Raw genomic sequence first — 18,413 nt, forward strand, 5'->3', positions numbered from 1 at the left:
TTTTAGTCGAAATCTAATTTGATAACACCCCTTTGTACGAATTTAACTGGAGAATTGTGCAATGGAGCATAATTTTTTTTGTTAATCATAGATATGTTTATACTGGTGAAAAATCAAGTGTTTGATTCATATTGCTTTATTTAAATGCTCATCGACTTGCGCGGTGTATTAATCATAAAAATAGACAATGTTTTTGATAGATTAGAGATTATATTGCCTAATCAGAGCCATAGCTCTGCCAATCACGATACTTTTTATTTATAAGTGGCAATAAATAATTACTCTGTATTTATCTCATGTTATGGTCATGCTGACCATTTGATGCTGTGTTTACGATGTTTATTTATTGGCATTGTATGAAATCACCGTTTATTTGACGGTTAAAAAGAAACCCGAAAAATTTTAATTTGCGTCACATCGCCTTGTAGGGGAAAATATGGCTTCACAATTGCCCGTTAGACCTTACAAACAAGCAGGAGAGAGCATGTCATCTCGTAAAGTACTCGCTAACGCTATTCGCGCCCTAAGTATGGATGCGGTTCAAAAAGCTAACTCTGGTCATCCAGGTGCCCCAATGGGGATGGCAGATATCGCCGAAGTGCTATGGAATGATTTTCTTAAGCACAATCCAACTAATCCTAACTGGGTCGATCGCGATCGTTTTGTTCTGTCAAACGGTCATGGCTCTATGCTTATATACTCTTTATTGCATTTAACTGGCTATGAATTGCCTATTGAAGAGCTAAAGCAATTCCGTCAGCTGCATTCAAAAACGCCTGGTCATCCTGAATATGGTTATACCCCTGGTGTTGAAACTACAACCGGTCCTTTAGGCGCTGGTTTGAGTAATGCTGTTGGTATGGCTATTGCGGAAAAAACCTTGGCGGCTCAGTTTAACCGTCCAGGCCACGACATCGTCGATCACTTCACCTACTGTTTCTTAGGTGATGGCTGTTTAATGGAAGGTATTTCTCACGAAGTCAGTTCATTAGCCGGAACATTAGGCCTTGGAAAGTTAGTCGCATTTTGGGATGACAACGGTATTTCTATCGATGGTCATGTTGAAGGCTGGTTCACTGATGACACTCCTAAGCGTTTTGAAGCCTATGGCTGGCACGTTATTGCCGATGTAGATGGTCATAATCCAGATGCTATCCGCGCCGCGATTGAACAAGCTAAATCTGTAACAGATAAGCCATCGATGATTTGCTGTAAAACCATTATTGGTTTTGGTTCGCCTAACAAGTCGGGTAGCCATGATTGTCATGGTGCACCATTAGGTGATGCTGAAATTGCAGCAGCTCGTGAGTTCTTAAACTGGCCACACGCTCCTTTTGAAATCCCATCTGATGTTTATGCTGGTTGGGATGCTAAACATAAAGGTGTTGCTAACGAGTCATTATGGAATGACAAGTTTGCTGCTTACCAAGTTGCGTTCCCTGAACTGGCTGCAGAATATGAACGTCGCGTATTAAAAGGTGACTTACCTGCAGATTTTGAAGCAAAAGCACAAGCCTTTATCCAAGAAAGCCAAGATAAAGCCGAAGGTATTGCGAGTCGTAAAGCGTCTCAAAATTCAATTGGTTTCTTTGGTGCTATGTTGCCTGAATTACTTGGCGGTAGCGCTGACTTAGCCGGTTCTAATTTAACGCTTTGGTCTGGTTCAAAAGGTATTCAAGACGATCCTGCCGGTAACTACATCTATTACGGTGTACGTGAATTCGGTATGAGCGGTATTATGAACGGCGCGTCGTTACATGGTGGTTTTATTAACTATGGCGCAACTTTCATGATGTTCATGGAGTACGCACGTAACGCGGTACGTATGTCAGCATTAATGGGCATTCAAAACATTTTCGTTTATACCCATGATTCAATCGGTCAAGGCGAAGATGGCCCAACTCACCAACCGGTTGAGCAATTAGCTAACTTACGTTTAACGCCTAATATGGCTGTTTGGCGTCCATGTGATGCTGCGGAAACGGCAGTATCTTGGAAGGCGGCGATTGAACGTCGTGATGCACCAACTTCATTAATCTTTAGCCGTCAGGGTCTTAAGGCACAAGCGCGTACTGCTGAGCAATTAGCTAACGTAGCTAAAGGTGGTTATGTACTGTCTGATTGCCAAGGCACTGCTGATGTGATTTTGATTGCCACAGGTTCAGAAGTGCAGTTGGCGATGGATTCTGCCGCAGAGCTCACCAAACTAGGTCAAAAAGTGCGAGTAGTTTCTATGCCTTCTACGACTGAGTTTGATAAGCAAGATGCTGCTTACAAAGAATCTGTACTACCAAAAGGTGTCACTAAACGTGTTGCGGTTGAAGCGGCACATACTGACTTCTGGTACAAATATATTGGTTTTGATGGTGCTGTAGTGGGTATGACCACCTTTGGTGAGTCTGCTCCTGGTGGTGATTTACTTAAACATTTCGGCTTCACTGTTGATAATGTAGTAAAAACTGTCCAATCTTTAGGATAATCATCTGAGATTAAACACTTATCTATTAGGTGTTTAATCTGTATAATAACGGCCTGCAATACTATTGCAGGCCGTTTTTTTATCTCTTTAATTCACGTGAAATAATATATGCTAAGTCACTTATTAATAGATGTTTTTATCATAATTTGTTGAATAATAAGTGCTTCGGATAATTACTCTGGACCCTAAATGATTCGAGTTGCAATTAATGGTTATGGCCGGATTGGCCGCTCAATACTTCGTGCATTGTACGAATCTGGAAAACGTCAACAAATCCAAATTGTGGCGATCAATGAGTTGGCAAAGCCAGAAGCCATATGTCATTTAACTCAATATGACACGACTCATGGTCGTTTCAAGCATACCGTTAAGCTAAATGGTGATCAGTTGCTTATTGGTGATGACAGCATTTTGTTACTCAATCAACCCGATGCTAATTTATTGCCTTGGGCTGAACTTGATATCGATATCGTTTATGAAGCCACCGGCAGCTTAATTGATCGTCAAGCTTGCGAAGCACATATTCATGCAGGTGCTAAGCAAGTGCTGATAAGCCATCCTTCTTCTGCAGATGTTGATGAGACCATTGTATATGGTGTTAATCATGATTTGTTGCGCGCAGAGCATACCGTTATTTCTAACGCATCTTGCACTACCAATTGTATTGTTCCGGTTATCGATGTATTGGATAAGCATTTTGAAGTCAAGAGTGGCGCCATTACCACGATTCACTCGGCGATGAACGATCAACAAGTGATCGATGCTTATCATGATGATTTACGTCGAACTCGTGCTGCTGGTCAATCTATTATTCCGGTAGACACAAAATTAGCGCGAGGCATTGAGCGTATTTTGCCGCACATGAAAGATAAGTTTGAAGCGATTTCTGTTAGGGTGCCAACCATAAATGTGACCGCGATCGACCTGTCTGTCACGCTAGAGAAAAAAGTCAATATTGAGCAAATTAACCGTGTGTTACAACTTGCGTCAAACGGCAGTTTTAATGGTATTTTAGGCTATACTGACGAGCCTCTGGTATCGTGTGATTTTAACCACGATCCACGTTCAAGTATTGTAGACGGAACCCAAACGCGTGTCAGTGCTGGCCACTTGGTCAAATTATTATTATGGTGCGACAACGAATGGGGTTTTGCCAACCGCATGCTGGATACTAGCTTAGCGATGATTCAAGCAAAGTTAGATCGATAATATCAACAGATTATGTCGCAATGGGTTAAGCCGGTTGCGCAGCAAGACTTTGTATTAACTTAAAAAGGAACTGCTAATTATGGCAATTATTAACATGACAGATTTAGATCTACAAAATAAGCGTGTGCTTATTCGTGAAGATTTAAACGTACCTGTCAGCGACGGTGTTGTAACAAGTGATGCACGTTTACGCGCATCATTACCTACCATTCAACTCGCATTGAAAAAAGGCGCTGCCGTAATGGTGATGTCTCATTTAGGCCGCCCAACAGAAGGCGAGTTTAACGCTGAATATTCAATGCAGCCGGTAGTCGATTATTTAGCTAAAGCGTTAGACTGCCCAGTGCGCTTAGTGAGTGATTATCTTGATGGCGTTGACGTGAATGTTGGCGAAGTTGTGGTATTTGAAAACGTTCGCTTTAATATTGGCGAAGGTAAAAACGATGAAGCTCTGTCTAAAAAAATGGCAGCATTATGTGATGTGTATGTAATGGACGCATTTGGTACGGCTCATCGTGCCCAAGCATCTACTCATGGTGTAGGTGTTTATGCTCCTATTGCTTGTGCTGGCCCATTATTGTCGCAAGAATTAGATGCATTAGGCAAAGCGCTTGATAACCCAGCTCGTCCAATGGTGGCGATAGTAGGTGGTTCTAAAGTGTCGACTAAATTAACTGTGCTTGAAAGCCTATCAACTAAGGTTGACCAGCTTGTTGTGGGTGGCGGTATTGCCAATACCTTTATCGCAGCTGCGGGTTATAACGTCGGTAAATCATTGTATGAAGCTGATTTAGTGGAAGAAGCAAAGCGTCTTGTGGCAAATGCGAGAAGCCGTGGTGGTGATATTCCTGTACCAACAGATGTTGTTGTAGCAAGCGAATTTAGCCCAACTGCAACTGCAACATTAAAGTCAGTAGCAGACGTGACCGACAGCGATATGATTTTTGATATCGGCCCAGATAGCGCAGAAGCACTGGCTAAAATTATTGAACAAGCAGGGACGATCGTCTGGAATGGTCCTGTTGGCGTGTTTGAGTTTGATCAATTCGGCGAAGGTACTAAGCGTATTGCCCAAGCCATTGCTAATTCTAAAGCGTTTTCTATTGCTGGCGGTGGTGACACGCTAGCGGCAGTCGATAAGTATAACATTGCTGACAAAGTGTCTTATATTTCAACCGGCGGTGGTGCTTTCCTTGAGTTTTTAGAAGGTAAAGAATTACCCGCTGTAGCAATGCTTGAAAAGCGTGGCGCTTAGATCACATATCAAGTATTTGTACCGTAAAACCTAATAATAATTATTATAAAAAAATGCTCTGTCATAACCTACAGGATGTAGGTTGTGCCAGAGTTTAAAATCCGTCCAAACGATAGCGACCTAGGTGAGTAATCACCCTATTAATGGAGAACAAAATGGCTCTTATCTCTCTACGACAACTGCTTGATCATGCTGCAGAGCATGGTTATGGCGTCCCTGCATTTAACGTGAACAACCTTGAACAAATGCGTGCAATTATGCAAGCGGCTGAAGCAACTGACAGCCCTGTTATTGTGCAAGCATCTGCTGGTGCACGTAAATATGCTCGCCCACAGTTTTTAAAATATCTTATGGCTGCTGCGCTTGAGCAGTATCCAGATATTCCGGTATGTATTCATCAAGATCACGGTACTGATCCTGACATTTGTCAGCGCTCAATCCAATTAGGCATGTCATCAGTAATGATGGATGGCTCGTTGATGGCCGATGGTAAAACACCCGCGTCATACGAGTATAACGTGGATGTGACTCGTCGTACTGTGGCTTTTGCTCATGCATGTGGTGTGTCAGTTGAAGGTGAAATCGGTTGTTTAGGCAGTTTAGAAACTGGCCAAGCAGGCGAAGAAGATGGTGTGGGTGCTGCGGGTATTCTCAGCATGGACCAAATGCTAACAACTCCAGAAGAAGCAGCGCGTTTTGTTGCCGATACTCATGTTGATGCATTAGCTATTGCGATTGGTACCAGCCATGGAGCTTATAAGTTTAGTCGTAAACCTACTGGTGATGTATTACGTATAGACCGTATTAAAGAAATTCATGCGCGTATCCCTAACACGCATTTAGTGATGCACGGTTCATCTTCTGTACCGCAAGAGTGGCTGAAAATCATCAACCAGTATGGTGGTGAAATTCCAGAAACTTACGGCGTACCATTAGAAGAAATCGTTGAAGGTATTAAGCACGGTGTGCGTAAAGTGAACATTGATACCGATTTACGTTTGGCATCAACGGGTGCAGTGCGTAAATTCTTAGCTGAACATCCTGCAGAATTTGATCCTCGTAAATTCTTAAAAGCATCAATGGAAGCGATGGCTGACATTTGTACGACTCGTTATGAAGCATTTGGTTGTGCGGGTATGGCCTCTAAAATTAAGCCTAAGTCACTACAAGCAATGTATAAAGCTTATCAATCTGGTGAACTTGACCCTAAAATCATGTAAACCTTTTTTATGTTAAAACAGTAAATCAGCTCATTTTTTGAATGAGCTGATTTTTTTGTAAATTAATGACGAAAAACGTTGTTTTTTTAAACGCTATCTAGCATCATCCTCGCCTTAAAAATTGACGCAAAAACGTCATCATTTATTGATATAACCTTATTCCGTTAGCCATCTTTAATAGTTGAACTCATTATATGCTTGTTAAGCCGAATGCACCTTTATCCTTATTTTCACTGACCTGGCCATTGTTCGTCGACTTTGCTTTGCACTTTTTAACGGCAGCAATTAATACTTTTATGATAAGCCATGTGTCGTATCAAGGTGTGGCGGCGCTGTCGGTTGGTAATATGGTGTTTGAACTGGCCATTACGTTATTTAGTTTCGTCAGTATTGGCGCTAGTGTTGTCATTACTCAGTATTTAGGGGCTAATAATAAAGCTGCAGCCAGTGCCGTAGTGTATTCATCTATCGGATTCAATTTTTTAGTTGGTTTGGTCGCAGCGGTAGGTATTTTAACCGGCTCAACCATGATGTTGAATCTAATGAACTTACCTGCGGAGCTTATGGCCGATGGTAAATTGTATTTACAAATTGTCGGTTTGTGTTTAATTCCCGAAGCGATGGCCATGTGCTTAGCGGCCGGAATGCGGGCTCATGGTTTTACCCAGCAAGCTATGTGGGTAACATTATCGATGAATGTGATCACCTTTATCGGCAACTTATTATTGCTCTATGGTTGGTTTGGTTTGCCACAAATGGGTGTAGCAGGGGTTGCGATTAGTACTGTTGTTGGGCGACTAGTGGGTGTGAGCATTATGATGGTGTTGTTTGTACGCTATACCAAAATACCATTACACATTCCGAGTATTTTTCGTCCAGATAAAGTCATGCTAAAAAAAGTGTTTCACATTGGTTTACCTGCCGCCGGCGAAAACGTCTCGTGGATGCTGCAATTTATGGTCGTCACTTCATTTGTTGGCTTAATGGGTGATAAAGCGTTAGCGGCGCAGTCATTATATTTTCAAATTTGTATGTTTATCTTATTGTTCGGGCTATCGATAGGCATAGGTAACGAAATTATTATTGGTCATATGGTGGGTGCTAAGCAATTAAAAGCTGCAGAGCATCAAATGTATCGCGCATTAAAATTGGGTTTGATTGTTACCAGTGTTGTGGCTTTATTCGTTGCAATATGGGGACCTAACCTTGTCGGTCTGTTTACTGATGAACAGGACATTATTGTCCTTGTGGGGCAATTATTTGTACTCACGTTAGTTATGGAGCCCGGTAGAACTTTTAATTTAGTGGTGATTAATGCGTTAAGAGCTAGCGGCGATGCCAAGTTTCCGTTTTTTATGGGCTTATTTTCAATGTGGTGTATCGCGGTACCAGGTGCTTATTATCTCGGGATCCATTTAGAGTATGGTTTATTGGGTATTTGGGCTGCCTTAGCGCTTGATGAGTGGGTTAGAGGGTTGGCGATGTTGTGGCGTTGGCGCAGTGGCCGTTGGCAGGCTAAGAGCCTTGTTGCTTAACGCTTAAGGGGATGACTATTTTTCAATTCTGCGATCAAAGTGTTAGTATGCGTGGGAATTTTAAGCGCATGACCCCCCATTAGATTTTGTAAATCGTAAATAAAGGACGAAATGACATGAAAAAACTGCTACTTACTGCAGCTATTACACTAACCATGCCATTTGCAGCACATGCTGGAAGTGAGTTTGTTGAAGGTGATGCCACTCTTGCTGGTGAAGCAGAATTAGGTGCGACTTTAACCACAGGTAATACCGATACTTCTTCGTTTAAAGCGCGCCTAGCGTTGAAACAAGAATTAGGTGACTGGGAAAACGAGTATGTGTTTGAAGGATTATACAAAGAAGATACCGAAGAAGTGACTGCAAAGCGTTATTTTCTTGGTGTGCAAGGCGACTATCAAATTAATGATTTGAGCTATTTGTTTGCTAACACTAACTATGAAGTTGATCCATTCACTGGTTATGATTTCACTTCAACGACGTCAGCTGGTTATGGTTACCGTTTTATTGATACCGACAGAATGTCTTTAAAAGCGGAGGCGGGTCCTGGTTATATTTACCAACAACTTGATGAAGAATCAGCACTGGCAGAAGGTTATGATAGCGACGACAGCGTTGTTGCTCACGCGGTGATTGATTTCCAAACCAAGATCAGTGATTCATCTAAGTTCCAACAGAAATTTATTGCCGATTGGGGTAGTAAATTAGATGCGCGTTCTGAAACTTCATTAACTGCCAATATCGTAGGTGCTCTAGCGATGAAATTTGCCGTTATTGTGCGTTATAACAGTGAACCGCTTGATGACAAAGAAAGCACTGATACTGAAACAAACATGACATTACTTTACGCATTTTAAGTGACTAATCTAAAGCCTAGTTCACTTGAGTGTAAGTAACAGAAAGCTGGCTTTGCCAGCTTTTTTTATGGGCTGTTAGCCGTAATATTGTCTTACCTATATACCAAAAAACACTGACTATTGAGCCATTGTTAAGCCGTAACTTACTTATTCAATCGGTAGTACATAAGGCATCCACTTGCTTGTCAATATACATCCAACCGTTATTCATCGCTAATTAGGTTGATTTTACTTTTAATCAGCTTGCTATTGATGGCTCAATTTCTGCTATTGCCAGCGCGATCACCAGCACTAATATTAGCTCTGTATTGACTATGGTCTTAACCTTTCCCATTTTAAACTTGGGCGAATCAACAATAATATGAATCTATAATAATATTAATTAGCAATTTCTATATTCAATATCATGCAATTATACCTTGCGCAAATAATCGCTATATTCGCGGACTGGTTCACGAATTAGCAATATTATCCGGAGGATAGCTGGCTTAACATCCATTAAACTCTCACTTTGAGAGTATACTTTTTGAATCAGTCGATACACTGAGACAGGGCGATGCAAATAGGATGTTGTTGGTTCGACAATACACAACGTTTGTTGGTCGATCAGACCACGGCAGCCCAGTGGCATTTAAATGATCACGAGTATTGGATTCTGAGCCAGTTAGTCCTGCATCGTGGTCAAGTCGTTCCCTTATCTATGCTTGAAACAGTGGCCATTTCTGGCGACTGTCCTCATCAATTATCTCATGCTGAACTACTCGATATTATCGGCAAAATTATTAATTACATGTGTAAGCGCCATACCAACCTTATTGAATATGTACCTGAACAGGGGGTGATTTTATATTCAACTGCAACCGCTAAGCGTACTAAAATCTTGGAATTACCTGAACGGCTATTATCTTTAGGTCAGTATCTGTTTATTATTATTATTCTACTATGTGTATTATTATTTGTTTACTCTAAGCTTAGCCCTCCAGAGTTTGCTCAAGCCGATGTATTGCGACAAGTGCTAAGCCCTGATGGACGTATTGTTCAGTTGTTTGTGTTTGGCAATAATAATCAGCAAGATGCCATTTTGCATGCGGACTGCTTATCATCGCAACTACGCCTTTGTCACAATATTCGCTGGGATTCCATTCACGTTGCTTTGTCGGCCAATCAAGATTATATGAGTTTCACTTTAACCGACTCCAGTGAAGCGACACCATTAATTAATAGTATCAAAGTCAGTATCGATAATATGGGTGCGCCATTTATCACCCAGCAATGGCTGCAAAAGGTACACATTTGTGGCTAGATTAAGAACCCTATTATTGCATATTAAAATACGCCGATTACTACAGTCAAAACGCGGCAAACTTTTTTTTGTATTAAGTTTTCTGCTCATTATATTCATTGCTACCAGTGTGCTTAATCGCATTGCAAATACCCATAATGTTTGGTATTTCAATTGCCATGCCGATGGTTATTTCAGTCAACAAGGAGAGTCGTCGTTAACGGTTGATAAAAGCAATTTATGGTTAATGCTAGACATTGATCACCATCAAGCTCAGCTGACTTATAAACTCGAGTCCGCAACAGACGCTACCGAAATTGCTCAACTATTAGGTAAGGTTAAACATGTTGATATTGGCTCATTTACTTATCATTTAGCGTTAACACTGCAACCTATCAGTTGGCAACAAAACGGTCGGCTGCAACCATATTTACGAAATGAATATGGTGTTTCTGCTCACCACTTAATGGCTGGTTCTAGTGTATCTCAGCAGATTCAGGTAATTGACTTAGATAATACATTGACGAGAGCAACGTTAAAATTTCTGCCAAGTAATAACATCTGGTCCTGTCAGTTACTATCAGCCAATACTTCCGATTGATTTTGATTGAATAAATTAACTTTTAGCTTAATATTCCCATTGAGGTATAGTAGTTATGTGTCAATTTTAAAAGGTGTGTGAAATATATAGTGGCAAAAGTTAAAGTAAAACAAGAAGAAGCGTTATCAATAAAGTTCAGTCATCAAATGGGCCCTGGTGATCAACGGGTATTTGATCTGTATTTTTATTTGCCAACAGAAATGGGTATTGGTTCGCATACCTTAGATGAAGAAGATTATTATCACAGTAGTATTCTTGGGCGTCGTTCTTATTATTCTAAAGGGCTGCATTTACCCTTAGTTCAGTCCCGTTTCGTCAGTTTAAATAAACGCACCTTAGAAGAGTTTCGTTTATACCTCAATTTATTCGCTTATCAATTTGCTGTCGCCATTGAAACTGACGTTAAAGAGTTGCACCAAAAACTAGAATTAAATGAATTTTATCCTGCTTTAGATGAGCTTTGTGATGTGGTTGCGCAACTATTGAAAAAGTTTCGACGCAATGAACCGAATGATCCTAAGTGGAAATCTTATTTTGAGCATGCCGATAATTACTTGTCTTGGTTTTGTGAGCAGCAGTTATTAAAGACATTGGCACGTAGTCCTAGAAGTGCTGACTATAGTGATGTTAAAGAAAAAGTGCTCAATTTATGCCGTAACGAGAATCACTACCGCGAGCAAGTATGCAAATATAACTCTATGCAAACCCAGCAAGACGCTAACCGTATTTCAAATAAGATGTTGCTATTGCGTCGACTCATTCAACAAGGCGTAGTATTAAAAGAAGAATTAAAACCGCTTGGAGTAGGGTTAAAGAAATTTGTTACTGGCGTCGCCACTGGGTTGGTGATGTTGGTGGTATCGGCATTGATTATAAAAGCGCAAGGTTTCTTTAATGGCTTAACCTTGACCTTGTTGCTGACGTTAGCGGTTATTTATGGTTTCAGGGAAATCTTTAAAGAGGATTTTCGTAATGCGATGTGGCGGCTTATCCAACGCGGTCGTCCAAGATGGAGCCGTATTTTACGGGATACCACGACTCAAACCGTGGTGGCTAAGCAGTTAGTTTGGCTCGAATTCATGCGCAGCCAAGATATTCCCAAAACGGTGGCAGATATTATGAGGCAACGCCACAGCCAGAATAAAGTGGATTCGGAAGTACTGCATTATCGTATTGCTACTAAGGTGGCAAATAAGCCTTTTGAGGCTGATTATTCACAAATTCAAGAACAAGTGAACTTCAGTTTAGTGCCTTTTGCCCGCCATTTAGAGCGAGGAAAAGCTAAAATATACTCAGAAAGTGAAGGTAATATTAGTAATGAGTCTGTTGAACGTCGTTATCAAGTCAATTTGGTTGCGGTGTTACGTGACGGAAAGCAACAACCTGAATATGCTCGCTTTAAAGTGACCATGAATCGTTCAAGCATTGTTGAAATTACTGAAAGTAAACTACCTGATAATGTTCAGCCTTTCAGGCTCGAATCAGATGAGATCCTTCCTGAAGTGGTGAGTCATCCGAAACCACACGCTTAAGATTAGGTTGGACACCATACTAGCATGTTGATGTTCATCGAGTAGCCCAATGAATGGGCATTATCCATTGATTAAACAACCGTGCAAATTGAATATCACCTGACGTTACACAATACTGCGTCAGGTGATTTAATCTATCAATTTTACGGCGGTTATTACTTTAATTGTTACTTTAAGTGCTACTTTGTTTATTCGTAGGACGAGTAAAGGCTTGGCAAATATTCTGGTCAACAGATTGTTTAGCTCTTTTTAAGGCTATTTCAGCGTTAGCAAGGTATGTATCCAAACTTTGTGGCTGTAAATAGCTGGCGATACCAATGTTAATCCCTTCACCTAAATTCTTTTCTTCAAGACTTTGAAGCATATTAATCGCATATTGATGTGCAGAGTTTGCATTTGTTTCGGTTAGTAAGATAACGAGCTTTCCGAGCTGCCATTGTGCTATTTGGTAATTAAGCGGTAACTCAATCAATAATTGTAGCTCAATGTCTTTTTGGCGCTTTTCAAGCTGGCTCATGTTACCCATGTTACTGAAAATCCCTTCTGGGTTAATGTCCATTACCAGTAAGCTTGAATGTTCTTTAGTGAGCTCGCTAAGTTTGAAAAAATAATTTTCTAGCTCATTTAAACGTAACACTATGGCACTTCTATGGCCAATGACGTTGCTACTACTTTGGGCCGACACCGTTGGGGTTGTCTGTTCAAATGTGCAAATAAGGTATTCAATATCACCTTCAAATGTCAGCTGGCCTGCTAGCGTCGTTTTTAAACAATGCTCATAACGACTGTGGTTAAATGGCATAATTTGCGCAGTCCACTCTCCTTGCAAGCTAATTTGTGCACTAATATTTTGCCATTGATTTTTCAACTCATCGCCGAGTAATTCAGTGATCGAAATATTGGTGTCTCCGTGTAAAGACATCAGGTTATCAAATTGGTTATTACATTTTACTATTAATCCATTGGCATCGGTTAGTGCCGTAGCAACCGCTCCGCTACTCATTAATTGATAGAGATAGGCTTGGCGCTGGCTTTCAAATAATGCGGTAATGTCTTCAAATGTCACTAACCAATAATGCTCATTACTGTTAGGGCATTTTTTACTGCGAATATGGGTTTGCAACATACTACTATTAAGCGTTTCTAAACTGATCTCACCATGCCATTGCTTATTCTCAATTAACGTCTCTTTAATGTGATTGAAGCGATCATCATCAAGGTGTAACACTCGTTGTAAACTGCGGTCTTTAAGAGCGTCAACTGGCAAAGATAATGCCGCAGCTGCTTTGGCATTAATGCTCTGGATTCGACCGTTATCATTAACGATTAAGCAGCTTAATTCGCTGTTAAACAAACCGTTGCTCAATTGAACGCTATTTTGCTTTGCGCGTCGCTCGAGTACAAATCGATGTCTTAGTATAATCAATAAACTGGCTAACAGTGCGATGAGACATCCAGCGATAATGACTACAATTCGCCATTGTGCATAACGAGTGGCAATGTCGTCATGGCGAATATAAGACAATAAAAAGTATTCTCTTTTAGTCTCATATTGACTGGTTAACTCGACTTTTAAATACACGAAAGTGGCATCATGGCTGTGAAACTGGCCAAAGTTATTCATGGCCATCACTCGCCACAATTCTGGGTAAGACTGCTTTAAACTTGCTCCAAGTGCATCGGGCATATTGTCTAGAGGTGCAGGTTGGTTGGCTCCTGCATAGAGGAAGCCTTGAGTATCCAGCATGAGCAATGGTGAATTTTGATTAAAAAAAGCCGGTTTTATAGTTTCAAGTAATTTAACGATCGAATTGTAAGTGACTAAATACCCTTTGATACTTTGGTCTGGATTTTCTATCCATGATAACTGATAAAAATAGGGCTCTAAGATGCCATTAATGGGAGTAAATGCCATGGGTGAAGTGTAAATGTCGTCGCCGCCCATATTTCTGCCCGAGCCTAATAATGCCGCGGGAAGTTGCATGTTATTGAAACTACCGGTGGTGGCAAACTGGAGTTTTCCTTGAGGGTTAAACAATGCCAACCCAAGCAGTTCTGGAATATTGTTAGTTAATGAATCCCAGTTTTCGATGGTTTTTAATTGTAGCTTTTCTGATGGGTTTTGCAGATATTGGCGCAGTAACTCACCTTTGGCGATGATTTGGGTTCTAAACTGCAAAAATGACACTTTGTCAGACGCTAAGGACGCGACAGTTTGTAATTCACTATAGCGTTGGTCTGCCCAATCTTCTTGTAGGCGACGCTCGCCTAAATTGACTACCATACTAGTGACAATAAACACTGCTATTAATAAAATAATCAATTGGCTTAGCAGCGAAAGAATATGCTGTTGCGACCAATGAGTTGCCTGTGAAGAAATTAATAACGAGTTTGAAGAACTCACTGCTTTGTGTTTAGACATGGTGCCACTTTTTTAGCATTCTCTTGATGGCAATACTAGCATGAAGCCGGCAGTGGCGAAAACGTCTAGCTGCGATTAGGCGCTATTTGTTTAACCAATGTTATCGAGTTCCCGTTGTTTAAATACTACGCCATTTTGTTGTGCGATATCGCGGCAGCGGTCAATGTTGACATTTGCGAGTCCGTTAATGGCACTTACTTGAACGAGAGGGATGTAATGAGGTGCAAGCTTAATAAAATCCAGTAATGCAGTGTACGAATTGGCAAGCTTAGGGCGGCAATGCTGTTGATAGCTTTCAGGTGTATCGGCGTTAAGCGAAATAGACAAACTGTCGATGCATTGACTGAGCTCTGGCAAAATATTGCGTCGATGAAAGTGATTACCCAGGCCATCAGTGTTTAGGCGTACTTTACCGCCTTGTGCTTTTATTGCATGAGCAACTTGCAGTAAGCAGTCAAGGTTTAGAGTTGGTTCACCAAAGCCGCAAAAGACATATTCTTCAACCTCATGAACATCGCCTAACAAGGGCAACAGGTCCTCAGCAGTAATACGTCGGGTGAGTGATAAGTCATAGTCGTGTACTTGATTTGAGCCATTATGTTTGGGGCAAAATTGGCATCTTAAAGTGCACCTGGCGGTAATGTTGAGATAACGGTGCTTGCCGATATCGTAAACTAAGGTTGGTATAGGTGAGGTGGGTATCGGTAAAGTTGTGTCGCTCATGTCAGGTTTTCTTTCATAGATATTATAGCGGTCATTTTAGCTGAATTTTAATGGTGACTATGTTGCTCAGCTCGCAGATTTTACTGCAAAAAAAACAGAGCTGAGTTAGCTCTGTTTTTTGTTAACAATTGGGATTAATTCGATTAATGGTGCTCGTCAGATCTGAATTCACTTTCAGCAGGTTTAGGTTGCCACCACCAAATGAAAAATCGTTGCCACAAGCGTTTTATATCATCCAAAATGATGTACAAAATTGGCACCAAAATTAACGTCACTACGGTCGAAAATAAAATACCAAATGCGAGCGATGTGGCCATTGGGATAACAATTTTAGCCTGTAAGCTTTTTTCCATAATAATCGGCACTAAGCCAACAAAGGTGGTGAGCGAGGTTAATATAATGGCTCTAAAACGGTAACAACCAGAATCGATAGCCGATTGCATTATCGATTTGCCCTCTTCGCGAGCGCGGTTAACAAAGTCGACCAAAATCAACGAGTCATTTACCACAACCCCGGCTAATGCCACAATTCCGCATAAACTTAACACGCTCATGGATAAACCAAGAATATAGTGGCCAAACAAGGCGCCAATCATGCCAAACGGAATCACCGACATAATGATTAACGGTTGTGTGTACGATTTTAAAGGGATAGCCATTAAAGCATAAATGGTGAACATGGCAAAAAAGAAGCCTTGGGCTAAACCCAGCATGGCATTTTGCTCATCTAAACTGCCACCATCTAAAGCTGAAGCCACTTTTGGGAAGCGCGCGGTGAGTTCAGGTAAAAAGTCTTCCTGAATTTCGGCGACCACTTTAGATGGCTCAACATTGTTTTTATTCACATTGGCACTAATGGTAATTGCTCGGCGACCATCAACTCGGGTGATCGATGCATATGACTCACCCAGTTCTATATTGGCTACCGTTGAAAACGGTACCGCTGCGCCTGACTGGGTGCGGATAAGCATGTTTTCAAGATCGCCCACAGTGCGGCGCTGCTCAAGTGGGTAACGTACCATGACTTTCACTTCTTCTTTATTACGCAAAATACGTTGGGCTTCATAACCATAAAAACCGTAACGGACTTGGCGAGCTAAATCTGACAGTGTTAATCCTTGCGCTTCGGCTTCTGGACGAATGTTTAAGCGGATCTCGTGTGAACCCGATGAGAAGTTATCGGTAATATCATACACGCCTTCGTAAGTGGCTAGTTTTGCTTTAAGTACCTTAGCGGCCTCAGATAACTGGTCTAAGTCGGTTGCGGTTAAGCGAAAAGATAAATCGCCGCCGGCATCGTTGGTACTGGCATTGATGTTAAGCTTTTTAACTGACAATAACTCAGGTAATTGATTACGCCACTCTTCCGCAATTGCGACGCCGTCGATTTCACGGTCTTCGCCTTTAGTCAGTTCAGTAAACACAAACGCACTGCTGCGTGAACTAAGTTCGATATAGCTGTGTTTTACCATTGGGTAACCGTATTGCTCTTCAAGCTTGGCGTTCATCTTATATAACGCATCCTCAACTTGTTGCAGTACTTTTAGGGTGTTCTGCTCAGAGCTACCTTCTTCCATTTCAAGCTGGACTTGAATAAAATCTGATGGAATATCAGGGAAGAAAACCCAGCGTACTTTGCCACTTTGCACTAATGCAAGCGACAAAATTAGTACCCCAATAAACACCGCCACCACGCTATATCGTCGCGTAATACAACGTTCTAAAAAGTGACGATAGGTATTATGAATAAAGTGTTGTAACCATTCATTAAGGGCAAATTTAAAGCGCGAGAAAATGTTAGTCGGTGTAGTGCGTTTTTTGATTTTCATGTGGGCCAAATGCGCAGGTAGAATCAGTTTTGATTCGATCAGCGAAAACGCTAAACACAAAATCACCACCATACCGATGGATTTCCAAATAATCCCCATGGGCCCAGACACCATAATCATCGGGATAAAGGCCGCAATAGTGGTGAGTACCCCAAATGTGGCGGGCATGGCTACTTTTTGCACACCTTTTACGACGTTATCCAACGAGTGGCCGTTTTCTTCTAATTCGGTATAGGCACTTTCGCCGATGACAATGGCATCGTCGACGACTATCCCCAGCACCAGAATAAACGCGAATAAGGTCAACATGTTAATCGACATGTTAAACGGTTCAATTGGCATTAATAACATGGTGCCCAAAAAGCACACCGGTAAGCCCATCATTACCCAAAAAGCGAGTTTAAGGTCTAAGAACAAAGCCAGAATAATAAACACCAGCAGGGCGCCATAAAACATGTTCGACAACATCATGTTTAAACGACCTTGCAAGTAGTGAGTTAAATCACCCCAGGTATCAAGTTGAATATTGCTTGGTAAGCTTTTTTTACGTTCAGCAACGTAGGCTTTAACTTGAGATGAAATATCTAACGCATTTTGATCATCAATACTGGTAATTTCAATGACGGCAGCAGGTTTACCGTTAAAGCGGGTGTACTCTAAACGCTCTTCAAAATCATCATTAATGGTAGCGACTTGCGGTAACATAATTCGGCTGCCATCTGCGCGAGTCTCTACCACAATTTGGGCAAAGTCATCAGCAGTATAAGCTTGGCCTTTAGTACGCAGCAAGATGTCACCGTCTTGGGCCCGAATAGAACCGCCGGGTAAATCAATCGATGAGTTTTGTACCGCTAAAGCGACTTGAGTAAATGTAATGCCATATTCGCGTAACTTGTCTTCAGACAGTTCAATGCCAATTTCATAGTCTCGAACACCAGTGACTTTTGCACGAGTGACGGCAGGTAAATCGGTGATGTCGTCTCTGATCGCTTTAGCCATTTCTTTCATGTCATGTAGCGTCATGTCGCCATAGACAGACACCCAAATGACATTGTTTTCTGGCTTTATTTGATAAATGTTGGGTTTTTCGATGTTATCTGGGAAGGTCGCAATGGCATCAATACGCAGTTTTGCTTCATCTAGTACTTGCTGCACTTCGTAGCCGTCTTCGACTTCAATCGTCACCGAGCCAACACTATCACTGGCAACAGACGTCACTTTTTTAATGCCGCTAATATCTTGAATAGCTTCTTCGATTTTTATATTAATCCCTTCTTCAATTTCTTGTGGCGCAGCGCCAGGATAGGCCACATTGATATTGATGAGATTTAATTCAAACGTTGGAAAAATTTCTTTATTAATAAGCACAGCACTAAACAAACCGCCAATAAGCAAGGCTGCCATCAGTAAGTTGGCGGCGACACTGTTGCGAGCAAACCAGGCGATAATTCCTTTATTAGTATCCATTA

At 41.3% G+C, this 18,413-nt stretch carries 12 protein-coding genes; 9 read left to right on the forward strand and 3 right to left on the reverse strand.

Annotated elements, in window-relative coordinates:
- Window positions 1-484 precede the first annotated feature (484 nt).
- The 9 genes from tkt to CXF88_RS03375 all read left to right on the forward strand — a co-directional run bounded on the left by tkt (window position 485) and on the right by CXF88_RS03375 (window position 11,970).
- A complete protein-coding gene (tkt, locus tag CXF88_RS03335) occupies window positions 485-2,479 on the forward strand; it encodes a transketolase (RefSeq protein ID WP_101085325.1) in 1,995 nt (664 codons plus the stop codon).
- A gap of 189 nt (window positions 2,480-2,668) precedes the next feature.
- Entirely contained in the window at window positions 2,669-3,688 is a 1,020-nt protein-coding gene (gene epd, locus CXF88_RS03340) for an erythrose-4-phosphate dehydrogenase (RefSeq protein WP_101085326.1), read from the forward strand.
- 79 nt (window positions 3,689-3,767) lie between these two features.
- Window positions 3,768-4,943: a phosphoglycerate kinase gene (locus CXF88_RS03345; protein WP_101085327.1), complete on the forward strand. Its 1,176-nt coding sequence runs from the start codon at window positions 3,768-3,770 to the stop codon at window positions 4,941-4,943.
- A 155-nt stretch (window positions 4,944-5,098) separates the two neighbouring features.
- Window positions 5,099-6,163 (forward strand): class II fructose-bisphosphate aldolase, encoded by a 1,065-nt coding sequence (gene fba / locus CXF88_RS03350; protein WP_101085328.1) that lies wholly within the window; start codon window positions 5,099-5,101, stop codon window positions 6,161-6,163.
- A gap of 194 nt (window positions 6,164-6,357) precedes the next feature.
- Entirely contained in the window at window positions 6,358-7,698 is a 1,341-nt protein-coding gene (locus CXF88_RS03355) for an MATE family efflux transporter (protein ID WP_101085329.1), read from the forward strand.
- A gap of 116 nt (window positions 7,699-7,814) precedes the next feature.
- Window positions 7,815-8,555: a DUF481 domain-containing protein gene (locus CXF88_RS03360; protein ID WP_101085330.1), complete on the forward strand. Its 741-nt coding sequence runs from the start codon at window positions 7,815-7,817 to the stop codon at window positions 8,553-8,555.
- Window positions 8,556-9,111: 556 nt separating this feature from the next.
- Window positions 9,112-9,858, forward strand: coding sequence for a hypothetical protein (locus tag CXF88_RS03365; RefSeq protein WP_101085331.1), 747 nt, complete (start codon window positions 9,112-9,114; stop codon window positions 9,856-9,858).
- Entirely contained in the window at window positions 9,851-10,438 is a 588-nt protein-coding gene (locus tag CXF88_RS03370; protein ID WP_101085332.1) for a hypothetical protein, read from the forward strand. The genes CXF88_RS03365 and CXF88_RS03370 overlap by 8 nt, the downstream gene beginning before the upstream one ends.
- Before the next feature lie 89 nt (window positions 10,439-10,527).
- Entirely contained in the window at window positions 10,528-11,970 is a 1,443-nt protein-coding gene (locus CXF88_RS03375) for a hypothetical protein (RefSeq protein WP_101085333.1), read from the forward strand.
- 172 nt (window positions 11,971-12,142) lie between these two features.
- Here CXF88_RS03375 and CXF88_RS03380 read toward each other — a convergent pair whose 3' ends face one another.
- From CXF88_RS03380 to CXF88_RS03390, 3 genes are all read right to left on the reverse strand, one after another.
- Complete coding sequence (locus CXF88_RS03380) at window positions 12,143-14,392, reverse strand: PAS domain-containing protein (protein ID WP_101085334.1); 2,250 nt, start codon at window positions 14,390-14,392, stop codon at window positions 12,143-12,145.
- A 90-nt stretch (window positions 14,393-14,482) separates the two neighbouring features.
- A complete protein-coding gene (locus CXF88_RS03385) occupies window positions 14,483-15,115 on the reverse strand; it encodes a TatD family nuclease-associated radical SAM protein (RefSeq protein WP_101085335.1) in 633 nt (210 codons plus the stop codon).
- Between the two features lie 143 nt (window positions 15,116-15,258).
- Window positions 15,259-18,411: an efflux RND transporter permease subunit gene (locus CXF88_RS03390; RefSeq protein ID WP_101085336.1), complete on the reverse strand. Its 3,153-nt coding sequence runs from the start codon at window positions 18,409-18,411 to the stop codon at window positions 15,259-15,261.
- Window positions 18,412-18,413 lie beyond the last annotated feature (2 nt).

Origin of the sequence: Shewanella sp. ALD9 (assembly GCF_002836315.1) — a bacterium.
Lineage (GTDB): Bacteria > Pseudomonadota > Gammaproteobacteria > Enterobacterales > Shewanellaceae > Shewanella.

Excerpts from the sequence above, each read along its gene's own strand:
- tkt (WP_101085325.1), top strand. The coding sequence starts at position 485 with ATGTCATCTCGTAAAGTACTCGCTAACGCTATTCGCGCCCTAAGTATG.
- epd (WP_101085326.1), top strand. The coding sequence starts at position 2,669 with ATGATTCGAGTTGCAATTAATGGTTATGGCCGGATTGGCCGCTCAATA.
- CXF88_RS03345 (WP_101085327.1), top strand. The coding sequence starts at position 3,768 with ATGGCAATTATTAACATGACAGATTTAGATCTACAAAATAAGCGTGTG.
- fba (WP_101085328.1), top strand. The coding sequence starts at position 5,099 with ATGGCTCTTATCTCTCTACGACAACTGCTTGATCATGCTGCAGAGCAT.
- CXF88_RS03355 (WP_101085329.1), top strand. The coding sequence starts at position 6,358 with ATGCTTGTTAAGCCGAATGCACCTTTATCCTTATTTTCACTGACCTGG.
- CXF88_RS03360 (WP_101085330.1), top strand. The coding sequence starts at position 7,815 with ATGAAAAAACTGCTACTTACTGCAGCTATTACACTAACCATGCCATTT.
- CXF88_RS03365 (WP_101085331.1), top strand. The coding sequence starts at position 9,112 with ATGCAAATAGGATGTTGTTGGTTCGACAATACACAACGTTTGTTGGTC.
- CXF88_RS03380 (WP_101085334.1), bottom strand. The coding sequence starts at position 14,392 with ATGTCTAAACACAAAGCAGTGAGTTCTTCAAACTCGTTATTAATTTCT.
- CXF88_RS03385 (WP_101085335.1), bottom strand. The coding sequence starts at position 15,115 with ATGAGCGACACAACTTTACCGATACCCACCTCACCTATACCAACCTTA.
- CXF88_RS03390 (WP_101085336.1), bottom strand. The coding sequence starts at position 18,411 with ATGGATACTAATAAAGGAATTATCGCCTGGTTTGCTCGCAACAGTGTC.